The organism is Clostridium vincentii (genome assembly GCF_002995745.1).
GTDB classification, from domain to species: Bacteria; Bacillota; Clostridia; order Clostridiales; family Clostridiaceae; genus Clostridium; species Clostridium vincentii.
In genome coordinates, this window is the sequence record NZ_PVXQ01000030.1 from 1 (window position 1) to 12199 (window position 12199).

General features: G+C 29.6%; 12 protein-coding genes. 5 read left to right on the forward strand and 7 right to left on the reverse strand.

Going from position 1 to position 12199, the window contains the following annotated elements; genetic code table 11:
* Positions 1-462: 462 nt before the first annotated feature.
* The 7 genes from gyrA to dnaA all read right to left on the reverse strand — a co-directional run bounded on the left by gyrA (position 463) and on the right by dnaA (position 9411).
* A complete protein-coding gene (gene gyrA, locus CLVI_RS12355; protein ID WP_106060438.1) occupies positions 463-3048 on the reverse strand; it encodes a DNA gyrase subunit A in 2586 nt (861 codons plus the stop codon).
* A gap of 21 nt (positions 3049-3069) precedes the next feature.
* Entirely contained in the window at positions 3070-4980 is a 1911-nt protein-coding gene (gyrB, locus tag CLVI_RS12360) for a DNA topoisomerase (ATP-hydrolyzing) subunit B (RefSeq protein WP_106060439.1), read from the reverse strand.
* Between the two features lie 52 nt (positions 4981-5032).
* A complete protein-coding gene (gene remB / locus CLVI_RS12365; protein WP_106060440.1) occupies positions 5033-5293 on the reverse strand; it encodes an extracellular matrix regulator RemB in 261 nt (86 codons plus the stop codon).
* A 15-nt stretch (positions 5294-5308) separates the two neighbouring features.
* Complete coding sequence (gene recF, locus CLVI_RS12370; RefSeq protein WP_106060441.1) at positions 5309-6394, reverse strand: DNA replication/repair protein RecF; 1086 nt, start codon at positions 6392-6394, stop codon at positions 5309-5311.
* Positions 6395-6453: 59 nt separating this feature from the next.
* Complete coding sequence (locus CLVI_RS12375; RefSeq protein ID WP_106060442.1) at positions 6454-6660, reverse strand: RNA-binding S4 domain-containing protein; 207 nt, start codon at positions 6658-6660, stop codon at positions 6454-6456.
* Positions 6661-6699: 39 nt separating this feature from the next.
* Positions 6700-7800 (reverse strand): DNA polymerase III subunit beta, encoded by a 1101-nt coding sequence (dnaN, locus tag CLVI_RS12380; protein WP_106060443.1) that lies wholly within the window; start codon positions 7798-7800, stop codon positions 6700-6702.
* A 258-nt stretch (positions 7801-8058) separates the two neighbouring features.
* Complete coding sequence (gene dnaA / locus CLVI_RS12385; protein ID WP_106060444.1) at positions 8059-9411, reverse strand: chromosomal replication initiator protein DnaA; 1353 nt, start codon at positions 9409-9411, stop codon at positions 8059-8061.
* A 532-nt stretch (positions 9412-9943) separates the two neighbouring features.
* On the opposite strand from dnaA, the gene rpmH reads away from it, so the two are divergent.
* Genes rpmH through jag form a run of 5 tightly spaced genes read left to right on the forward strand, consistent with a single transcriptional unit; the run spans position 9944 to position 12169 of the window.
* On the forward strand, positions 9944-10078 hold the full coding sequence (gene rpmH, locus CLVI_RS12390) for a 50S ribosomal protein L34 (protein WP_106060445.1): 135 nt from the start codon (positions 9944-9946) through the stop codon (positions 10076-10078).
* Positions 10079-10137: 59 nt separating this feature from the next.
* Positions 10138-10515, forward strand: coding sequence for a ribonuclease P protein component (rnpA, locus tag CLVI_RS12395; protein ID WP_106060446.1), 378 nt, complete (start codon positions 10138-10140; stop codon positions 10513-10515).
* Positions 10487-10696, forward strand: coding sequence for a membrane protein insertion efficiency factor YidD (gene yidD / locus CLVI_RS12400; RefSeq protein WP_106060447.1), 210 nt, complete (start codon positions 10487-10489; stop codon positions 10694-10696). Before rnpA ends, yidD begins: the two co-directional genes overlap by 29 nt.
* Positions 10697-10741: 45 nt before the next feature.
* The gene (gene yidC / locus CLVI_RS12405) at positions 10742-11509 is read left to right on the forward strand and encodes a membrane protein insertase YidC (RefSeq protein WP_423237135.1); all 768 of its coding nucleotides are present in this window, start codon (positions 10742-10744) and stop codon (positions 11507-11509) included.
* A gap of 39 nt (positions 11510-11548) precedes the next feature.
* Entirely contained in the window at positions 11549-12169 is a 621-nt protein-coding gene (gene jag, locus CLVI_RS12410; RefSeq protein ID WP_106060449.1) for an RNA-binding cell elongation regulator Jag/EloR, read from the forward strand.
* Positions 12170-12199: the final 30 nt, after the last annotated feature.

The window sequence follows — 12199 nt, forward strand, 5'->3', positions numbered from 1 at the left end:
CAGCGTTCGTCCTGAGCCAGGATCAAACTCTCAATAAAAAGTTTAATCTACTCAAAAACTTACTCATAAAAAAGAATTGCTGGTTTTTAACTTAATTAATATCTGTTCAATTTTCAAAGACCAATTTATTTATCACCCTTAAGCGACTTCATTATTATATCATTTTTTCAAAGTACTGTCAACAAGTTTCATCAAAGCTTTTTAGTTTTGTTTTTTCTTGTTTTATGTGTTGTTTTACTGATGAGATTTATCTTACCATAAAATAATAACTTGTATATTGCCATATTAATCATTAATTTAAGTTACAATAATATTACTCCATATATCTAATTTTTTCTTTATAATCCTTATATTGATACACTAGGATGTGAGTTCGATATTATTATAAATATATTGTAATTTATTAGTAATTAAAAAGAGAACTCTAGTATTAATTTATACTAAAGTTCTCTTTGTTTTTAATTAAATGTTATCATCTGGGTTTATTTTTTTAATTAATTCATCAATTTCATTGGTTTCATTGGTTTCATTGGTTTCATTGGTTTCATTATCTAAATTTGTTTCATCAATTAATTCATTATCTTGTGTATCTGGATTTTCTTCATCAATTAATTCATTATTTTGTGTATCTGTTGCTCCAATTTTAGTTATTGCAACTACCTTTTCTTCTTCATTGGTTCTCATTAGTGTAACACCCATAGCAGATCTACTTGTTACAGATATATCTCTAACATTAATTCTAATTGCTACACCACTAGTATTAATAAGCATAAGCTCATCATCTTCATTACACATTGTTGCACCAACAAGTTTTCCTGTCTTCTCACTAATCTTATAAGTAATTAAGCCTACTCCCCCTCTATTTTGTACCTTGTACTCACTTATTGGAGTTCTCTTACCATATCCATTTTTACTTATAACTAATAATTCTTCATTCTCTACAGCTATGTCCATACATACAGCTACATCATCATTCTTAAGTCTTATTGATCTAACTCCAGATGCAGTTCTACCCATAGCCCTAACATCTGACTCATTAAATTTAACAGCATATCCATTTTGAGTAGCTATAATTATATTAGCATCACCACGAGTAACCTTAACCTTAAGAAGTTCATCACCATCTCTTAATGAGATAGCAATTAATCCATTTTTACGTAAATTCTTGAATTGTATCAATGGTGTTTTCTTTACTATTCCTTGCTTTGTTCCCATAAATAAGAATCCTTCTTTATTGTTATCTCTAACAGATAAAGCTGTTTCTATTCTTTCATTAGGCTCAATAGCTATAAGATTTATAATATTAGTCCCCTTAGCTGATCTTCCAGCATCAGGTATCTCATAAGCTCTTAACTTATATACTCTTCCTCTATTAGTAAAGAATAATACATCTGAATGTGTTGAAGTTATAATTACTTGTTCAACAAAATCATCATCCTTGGTAGTCATTGCTTGAATGCCTTTTCCACCTCTTCTTTGAGCAGAATAAGTATCAGCAGATATTCTCTTAATATAACCATTATTAGTAATAGTTATAACTACCTCTTCCTCTTGTATCAGATCTTCAATATCAATTTCATTTACTACTTTTTCAATGACGCTTCTTCTTTCGTCACCGTATTTATTCTTTATCTCTATTAATTCATCTTTTATTACTTGAAGTAATTCTTCTTCACTTCCAAGTATAGAATTTAAATATTCAATTTGTTTCATTAACTCATTATACTCTTCATCAATCTTAGCTCTTTCTAAGCCTGTTAATCTTCTTAATCTCATTTCTAAGATAGCAGCAGCTTGCTTGTCTGAGAACTCAAATCTTTCTATTAATGTATTTCTAGCTATTTCTGAAGTTTTTGAACCTCTAATAATACTAATAACTTCATCAATATTATCTAATGCAATTTTTAAACCATCTAAGATATGAGCTCTTGTCTGAGCCTTATTTAAATCAAATATAGTTCTTCTAGTTACTACTTCCTTCTGGAATGTAATATAGTGGTTTAAAATTTCTTTAATATTTAAAACCTGTGGTTGATTATCTACTAAAGCAAGCATTATTACTCCAAAAGTATCCTGCATCTTAGTATGCTTATAAAGAAGATTTAGAATAATATTAGGATTTGCATCCCTCTTTAATTCTATAACTATTCTCATACCATCTCTATCTGATTCATCTCTTAAGTCTGATATACCAACTATCTTCTTATCCTTAACAAGGTCAGCTATATTTTCTATAAGCTTTGCTTTATTAACTTGGTATGGAAGCTCGTTAACTATAATTTTATTTCTTGAATTTTCTTCTTCTATTAGAACCTTAGCTCTGACAACTACCTTCCCCCTACCAGTCTCATATGCAGCTCTTATTCCAGCTTTACCCATTATGATTCCACCTGTAGGAAAATCTGGTCCTTTAATAACGGTCATTAAATCTAATATTTCAATATCTTGATTCTCCATTAGCATTATTGTTCCATCTATAACTTCACCTAAGTTATGAGGTGGAATGTTAGTTGCCATTCCAACCGCTATACCTGAAGATCCATTAACTAATAGATTAGGATATCTTGAAGGTACTACTGAAGGTTCTTTTTCCTCACCATCAAAGTTTGGTACAAAGTCTACAGTATCCTTATTAATATCACGTAACATTTCTACAGCAATTTTATTCATCTTAGCTTCTGTATATCTCATTGCAGCCGCACTATCTCCGTCTACTGATCCAAAGTTACCATGACCATCAACTAGCATATATCTCATTGAAAAGTCTTGAGCCATTCTAACTAAGGCATCATAAACAGATGTATCACCATGTGGGTGATATTTACCTAAAACATCTCCAACTATTCTTGCACATTTTCTATATCCCTTATCAGGATATAAACCTAATTCATGTGAAGAATATAATATTCTTCTATGAACAGGTTTTAGACCATCTCTTACATCGGGTAATGCACGACCAACTATAACACTCATTGCATAATCGATATAACATTTTTTCATTTCCTGGGTTAAATCCGCAGGTATAATTTTTCCTTCATTAAATTCCATGTATTTCACCTCATATTAGTGTTAGATATCTAAATTACTTACTTTTTTAGCATTTTTTTGTATAAATGCTCTTCTAGGTTCTACTTTATCTCCCATAAGTATAGTGAATATTTCATCAGCAGCCATGGCATCACCCACTGTAGCCTTTAGTAATATTCTCTTTTCTGGATCCATTGTCGTATCCCATAATTGTTCAGCATTCATTTCTCCAAGACCTTTGTATCTTTGGATGTTAACTGAATTATCTTTTCCACCAAACTCAGTAAGTACTTCAGTTAGCTCTTGATCTGTATAAGCATAAGCCTCTTTTTTACCTTTACTTACTTTAAATAGCGGCGGTTGTGCAATATAAACATGTCCTCCATCTACTAAGTCTTTCATATATCTATAGAAGAATGTTAATAATAAAGTTCTTATATGAGCTCCATCAACATCAGCATCTGTCATAATAATTATTCTATTATATCTTATCTTCTCTACATCAAAGTCAGTCCCGATTCCTCCACCAAATGCTGTAATCATTGATCTTATTGAATCTGCGTTTAGAATTCTATCTAACCTTTGTTTCTCAACATTAAGTATTTTACCTCTTAAAGGTAATATAGCTTGGAACCTTCTATTTCTTCCTTGCTTTGCCGAACCACCCGCAGAATCTCCTTCGACTATATATATTTCACATTCCTTAGGATCCTTAGATGAACAATCTGCAAGTTTACCTGGAAGTGTAGACCTCTCTAATACAGATTTCCTTGTTAATTCTCTAGCTTTCCTAGCTGCATCACGAGCCCTAGCTGCCATTAGTGCCTTATCAACTATTATCTTACCTATTGCTGGGTTTTCCTCTAAGAATGTTCTCATACCTTCTCCAACAATTGAATCAACAATTCCTCTAACTTCACTATTACCTAGTTTTGTCTTTGTTTGTCCTTCAAATTGTGGGTCTTCTATTTTTACAGATATTACTGAAGTTAACCCCTCTCTAATATCATCACCAGATAAGTTTTTATCATTTTCTTTTAAATGGCCAAACTTCTTAGAATAATCATTGAATACTCTAGTTAATGCAGTTTTAAATCCGACTAAATGTGTTCCCCCTTCAACTGTATCAATGTTATTAGCAAATGAAAATATATTTTCATTATATCCATCGTTATATTGAAGAGCAACTTCAACTGAAATATTATCCTTAAGTCCTTCTACATAAATAGGTTCCTTATGAAGTGCTTCTTTATTTCTATTTAGATACGAAACAAAGGATTTTATTCCTCCTTCATAATGGAATTCTACTGTATTGTCATCTCTCTTATCAATTAATGTAATGTTTATTCCCTTATTTAAAAAGGCTACTTCTCTTAGTTTTTGTTCAAGTGTATCAAAATCAAATACAATTTCTTCAAATATTTCAGGGTCTGGCTTAAAATAGACTGTAGTTCCCGTTGTATCACAATCTCCAATTGCCTTTAAGTCAGTAAAAACTTTACCCTTTTCATATTCTTGTTGCCAAACATGTCCTTCTCTTTTTACAGTTACAATACACTTTTCTGAAAGAGCATTAACTACTGAAGCACCAACTCCATGTAATCCTCCTGAAACCTTATATCCTCCGCCACCGAATTTTCCACCCGCATGAAGAATTGTCATAATAACCTCTACAGCAGGTCTTTGCATCTTAGTGTGAAGTCCAACTGGCATACCTCTACCATCATCTTCAACCTGTATTGAATTATCTTCATTGATGATTACTTTTATATTATTACAATATCCTGCTAATGCTTCATCAATACTATTATCAACTATTTCATAAACTAGATGATGTAGTCCTGTAGAACTTGTATTTCCAATATACATACCTGGTCTTTTTCTTACAGCTTCTAGTCCTTCTAGAACTTGTATCTGATCTTCACCATATTTATCTTTATTCTTTTCTAACATAGGCTCCTCCTAAAAAATATCAAAATTAAATATCCAAATCTTTAATATTGGATTATGGATTATACTTAAAATTCGTTCTTTTACTTAATGTAGCTGAAGATATAGGAGATAGGTATATCTTGCTTTTTTTATTCACTTCAGCAATAACATAAGATTTAGGTTTGTCTTTTGTTATTCTTTCTACAAATCCATCTTCTTCCGCCATCCGTAAAAATTGATTTGTATCTGAGCCATACATTGTTGTCTCTAAATCAAATATTCCTATTATGTCCTTTATTGGCACAACAACATTTTCTCCTAAATGTAAAAACATAACTTATCCTCCTTACTAAATAGATACTTTTCCATCTTTAACCTTAAAAACCTTAGAACTTGAATCTAAATACTCGTGAATATCTGAAATTCCAGTACAAGTTATAATTGTTTGAATATCTCCAATTGTACTTAATATATATTTTTTACGATTAGAATCAAGCTCAGATAAAACGTCATCTAACAACAAAACTGGATATTCTCCATTTTCCTTTTTTATTATTTTCAATGATGCAAACTTAATTGTTAATACTGCAGTTCTTTGTTGTCCTTGAGATCCATAACTCTTAGTTTCAACATCATTAATAAAAACTGAAAAATCATCTCTATGAGGACCTGAAGTAGAAATTCCTTTTTCTATATCCTTTTTCCTATTTTTTTTTAATTGAATATAGAAATTTTCTTTAATATCATCTAAATTTTTAACAGATGAAAGATACTTAAACTCAATCTTTTCCTTACCTAAAGTAATATCATTATGAATATCTTTACCATAGTAATTGAGCTTTTCTATATAATCTAATCTACTTTTTATTACATATTCACCGAAACTAACTAACTGTTTATCATATATATCTAACATATCTTCACTTAAGCCTCTATTTTTTAGAACAATATTTCTTTGGTTAATTACTTTATTGTATTGAACAAGATTATAGTAATATTTATTATTTAATTGGCAAAGTTCCATATCTATAAATCTTCTTCTTATACTTGGTGACTCCTTAATAATCTTTAAATCTTCTGGAGAAAACATAACAACATTAAATGTTCCAAATAATTCTCCGATTTTACTAATTTTATTAGAATTAACTTTTATGGCCTTTTTACCATCCTTTAAGATATTTATATCTATCTTTTTATCCAATCTATTATTGCCTACCTTAAGACTTACAAAAGAACTATCACTATTCCAATGAATCAATTCTTTATCTCTTGAGGTTCTATGCGATTTTGCAAAGGCACAATAGTAGATTGCTTCGAGGATATTTGTTTTCCCTTGAGCATTATCTCCAATGAAAACATTGACACCATTTTTGAATTCTAAATTCAATTCTTCATAATTTCTATAATTAATTAACATCAAATTTTTAATATACATAAATATACACCTATATAATTATATCATAATAGAGAAATAAACACTCATGTTTATATAATTTATATAATTTTATAATCTTCCCCATCAAATGATACTACATCAGTTACTCTAATTTTTTTACCTCTTTGAATACATACTTCACCATTGACCTTAACTAATTCATCGTAAATATATATTCTAGCTTCGCCACCTGAGGATGCTATGGCACACCACTTTAAAAATGCATCTAATTTTATAAATTCTGTACTAATCTTTATTTCTTTCAAATTTATTTGGTATAAATAATTTTTATTTATACGCTCCTCCTATCTAATTAATCTAACTGGTAATACTAAATATCTATAGGAATCAGTTTCCTTAGCTTTTATTATACACGGGGTAACACTTGATGTCATTTCTAAAACAACAATATCTTCTTCCATATTTTTTAAAACATCTAAAAGATATCTTGAGTTAAATGCAATTTGAATTCCTTCTCCTTGCATAATTATTGCTACTTCTTCTCTGACCTTTCCCAATTGAGAATTGGATGTGATTATTAAGTTATCTTGTTGGACTTCAAGTTTTATTAAATTACTATTTCCATCCTTAGCCATTAATGATGCTCTTTCAATACCATTTTGTAAGTACTGTTTATTAACTTCAACCAGTAATTTATGTTCTTGAGGCAGCAAAGAATTATAATTAACAAATTTTCCATCTAGTAATCTAGAAATTATCCTCGTCTTATTTAAATTAAATAAAATATGATTATTAGAGAATGTTATATTTACTATTGATTCAACATCATCTAATATTTTTGAAACCTCATTTAGAGTTTTTCCTGGAATAACCACTTCTATATCAAAATCACTATCCAAATATTCTGTTTTTATAGCTAATCTATATCCATCAAGAGCAACTAAATTAAGTTTTCTATTTTTCATCTCGAAAAGAATACCTTGCAGTATTGGCCTTGTTTCATCCTGAGCTACAGCAAATGATGTACTCTTTATCATATTTTTCAATATATTTTGTGGAATTTGAATTTGTTTCTCTTCATCTATCTCAGGTAGGGAAGGAAACTCATCAGAGTTCATATATACAACATTAAAGACTGACTTTTCACATGATATCTGTAATGTATCATTTTCTATTCTTTCTATTCTGACTTCTGAATTAGGTAACTTTCTTATTATTTCACCGAAGATCTTAGAATCAATTACGACTGTACCTTCTTGTATTACATTTGCTTCAACCTTTGTTTCTATGGATACGTCCATATCAGAACCAATAAGTGTAACTTCTTTCTTATTAGCCGTTATATAAATACCTTCTAAAATAGGCATTGTTGATTTTCCTGTAATTGCTTTTTGAGTTATTAATATGCCTTCTTGTAATTTATGTTTTTCACATATAAATATCATACTTAATCCTCCTAAATTGTTAACAGTTCAAAGTTACTATATATAGATATAAATATATAATATATTTAGTAATAGTAGTAGTAGGGGCTGTGGATTTGTTAATAAGTGGTTCAACCCCTTTAAAATCAACAAAACTTTGTACAAAATAGTGTTGATAAGTCCGTAACAAAATGGGCACTTTATCCACATTGTTAACTAAAATATAAAATTTTATAGTTATCCACAAGTTATTATAAAGTTATCACATACAGTTGTGGATTAGTTCTGAGTTAGTTTTTTTATTATATCAGCGACAGTATGCTGCAGGCTTTCGTCAGTTTTTAGATTATCAGAAATTTTCTCATAAGCGTGAATTACTGTAGAATGGTCTCTTCCACCAAATTCATCACCTATTTTAGGTAGGGACATATCTGTTAGTTTTCTACTTAAATACATAGCTATTTGCCTAGGATATGAAACGTTTCTAGTTCTCCTTTGAGATTTCAATTCCTCAACTCGTAAATCAAAATAGCTTGAAACTATATCTTGTATGATACTAATAGTAATGTTTTTCCCTTGCTTTTTAGAGATTATATCTTTTAGTGCCTCAGTTGCTAATTCCACTGTAATTTGTCTATTAGTTAGTGAAGAATAGGCAACAATCCTAATAAGAGCTCCCTCGAGTTCTCGTATATTGGATTTAATTTTAGTAGCTATATAAACCATAACTTCATTAGGAACATTTAAATTCTCTACTTCTGCTTTTTTCTTTAAAATAGCCATTCTTGTCTCAAAATCAGGGATTTGAATATCAGCTATTAATCCCCATTCGAATCTAGATCTAAGCCTATCTTCTAATGTTGGAATTTCTTTTGGTGGTCTATCAGATGAAAGAATTATTTGTTTGTTTGCATCATGTAACGCATTAAAGGTATGGAAAAATTCCTCTTGGGTTCTCTCCTTCCCCCCTATAAATTGAATATCATCAATTAAAAGAATATCTACACTTCTATATTTTTGCCTAAATTCTTCATTTTTATCATCTTTAATTGAATTTATTAATTCATTAGTAAATTTTTCTGATGATACATAAACAACCTTTGAGTTTGGGTTGTTTTGTAATATGTAATGTCCTATGGCATGCATCAAGTGAGTTTTACCAAGTCCAACTCCTCCATATATAAAGAGAGGATTATATGCCTTTGCAGGTGATTCGGCAACTGCTAGAGATGCTGCATGAGCAAATCTATTACTATTGCCTATTACAAAAGAATCAAAAGTATATTTTGGGTTTAATGTAGTTGTCATTTCATCATTAACAGTAATGACATTTTGCTTTCTTTTATTTGGAACTTTTATAGTCGGTTCGTCAGGTTGTATGTCAGTGGCTATGAGAAATTCTATAGTATATAATTTAGAACAAATGGCTTGTATTGAATTTGCTAATAAATCCTTATATCTTTTTTCTAAAATATCCTGGGTAAAGGAGTTTGGAACACTAATCTTTATAGTATTTAATGATATAGAGATTGGTTCACAACTTTTAATCCAAGTATTAAAGCTTACTTCGCTCATTTCGCCTTTAATTATATTTAAGGTTTTTTCCCATAATTCATTTAGATTAGTATCCATATACTATCCTCCAAAAAAATTTTTTCATAATAAATATGATAGTGTAGTTTGTTATCAACAAGGTTATCAACTAAAAATGTTAATAATTTTAGTTATGTTGACAATGTTAATGTTTATTATCAACATGTGGATAAGTGTAAAATATATTTAAAACTAATAAAGTTATCAACAACTAGAGAGTAAATAGTTATAAACACCCAATAAACTATATAAATTCCACTGAAAACAGTAAAAACAAAAAAAATAATAGTGAAATTTATAAAAAACTTAACAAGTTATGCACAATGTTGTCCACAGATGTGGATAACTATTTTTTTAATAACATGTTATTAACAGGTTCTTTATCATAATAGCATATAAGAATACAGGTGTTCAATAAGTTATCCACAAAAAATAGGTAAATATAATTAATAATTAACATGTAACTAGGTTCTTGACACTTTCAGGGGTTATATATATAATTAGTGAGTAAATATAAACGATGTATATAGTTTTTACTATAAATACTACAATCAAAGGTGGTGTAACGTTAATGTTCATGACATTCCAACCTAAAAAGAGACAAAGAAAAAGAGAACATGGTTTCAGAAAGAGAATGGCTACTCCAGCAGGAAGAAACATTCTTAGAATGAGAAGACAAAAAGGTAGAAAGAAATTGACAGCATAAGGGCCGCATTTGTGGCCTTTTTTCTGCAAATGCAGAAAAAAAGGAGTTAGGAATTACCTATGGTTTATAGAATAAAGAAAAATATTGAATTTCGTATAATATATAGGAAGGGAAAATCATTTGCAAATGATCTTTTAGTTTTATATATTTTAAAAAATAGAAAAAACAGAGATAATAAGGGAAACCAATATAATAAAATAGGAATTTCTGTTAGCAAAAAAGTAGGTAATAGCGTAGTTAGAAGTAGAAGCAAAAGATTAGTAACTGAAGGCTATAGAATAAAGTTAGATAATATTAAACAAGGATATGATTTTGTTTTTATCGCTAGAACTAAAATTAAGGATAAAAGTTATGAGAAAGTCGATAAGGCCATTGATAACTTATTTAAGAAAGTAGGCTTATATAATAATGAAAAAATTAATGATAAGTCTAATTAAATTCTATAGAAAAAATATATCACCTATGAATCCACCAAGGTGCAAGTATATTCCTACCTGTTCTCAATATGCTATAGAAGTAATTGAGAAACATGGAGCCATTAAGGGTGGGGGTATGGCTGCTTGGCGCATTCTTAGGTGTAATCCTTTTAGCAAAGGCGGATTTGATCCTGTTAAGTAGAAAAAACTATATATTAATTAAGGGGGACTTACTTATATGATGTCTATATTTGCACCTATAACTAACTTTTTTACAACGATGTTTGAAACTCTTCATACTTTTGTAGAAGGAATGGGAGTTACGGGTGGTTTAGCCTATGTAATAGCAATTATAATTTTAACAGTAGTAATAAGAGCTATTTTATTACCATTTAACATCAAAGCTGCGAAATCTACCCAAAGAATGCAGGAAGCACAACCAGAAATAAAAAAAATTCAAGCAAAATATAAAAATGATCCACAAAAATCTAGTGCTGAATTAATGAAATATAATAAAGATAATAACATAAGTATGACGGGTGGATGTTTACCATCATTATTACCTTTACCGATACTTATGGCACTTTATTATACATTTTATAATATGGATATAACTGGTTCATTCCTATGGATTAATGATTTAGGTCAACCTGATCAGTTATTCATTTTACCAGTACTTGCGGCATTATCAACTTATGTACCTTCATATTTAATGTCAAAATCTACTCCACCAGCAGCAGAAGGCGGCATGAATATGGGAACTATGAGTATTGCAATGTCTGCAATGATGGGTTTCATGGCATTAAAATTTAAATCAATACTAGTTATTTATTGGGTTTTAGGTGGAGTTATTCAATTAGCTACGACTTACTTTATAAATTATAAACCAGCAATGAAAAAGAAACAGCAAGTAATTGCAATAGAATCCGAAAAAGAAGCTGCTAGAACTCCAAAATTTGTTATGTCTGATTATGATGAACTGAATAAGTCAAGTAAGAAAAAGAAGAAAAAATAAATTTTTAACTTGAGTATTTAAGAGGTAGGTGAATATGGTATGAAATCAGTTGAAAAAGTTGGGAAAACCATAGATGAGGCATTGAACAAAGCCTTAAGTGAATTAAATCTAAGCAAAGATAAGGTAGATGTTAGCATAATAGATGAACCGTCAAAGGGATTTTTTAATCTCTTTGGTGGAAAGCCAGCTAAGATTAAGGTTACGGTTAAGGAAAATATTCTTGATGATGCTAAAGAATTACTAAGACAAGTATTAGATAATATGAGTTTAGATGCAGATATTGATATTGAAGAAAGTTCAAATGGGATTAATATTGATATTTCAGGATCTAATATGGGGACTATTATTGGATATAGAGGGGAAACCTTAGACTCGCTACAGTATTTAGTATCACTTGTAATAAACAAAAATCATCAGTTACCTTATAGAAGAGTAACTTTGGATACTGAGAACTATAGGAAAAAAAGAGAAGAAACATTAAAGAGGGTAGCAGATAAGACTGCGTATAAAGTAAGAAAAAATAAAAGATCATTTAAGCTTGAGCCAATGAATCCCTATGAGAGAAGAATTATTCACTCAGCTCTCCAGATGTATGATGATATAAGAACCTATAGTGAAGGTGAAGAACCATATAGAAGAATAATTGTTGATATTAAATAGAATTAGTAAAAGAAGGCCTATATGGCTTTC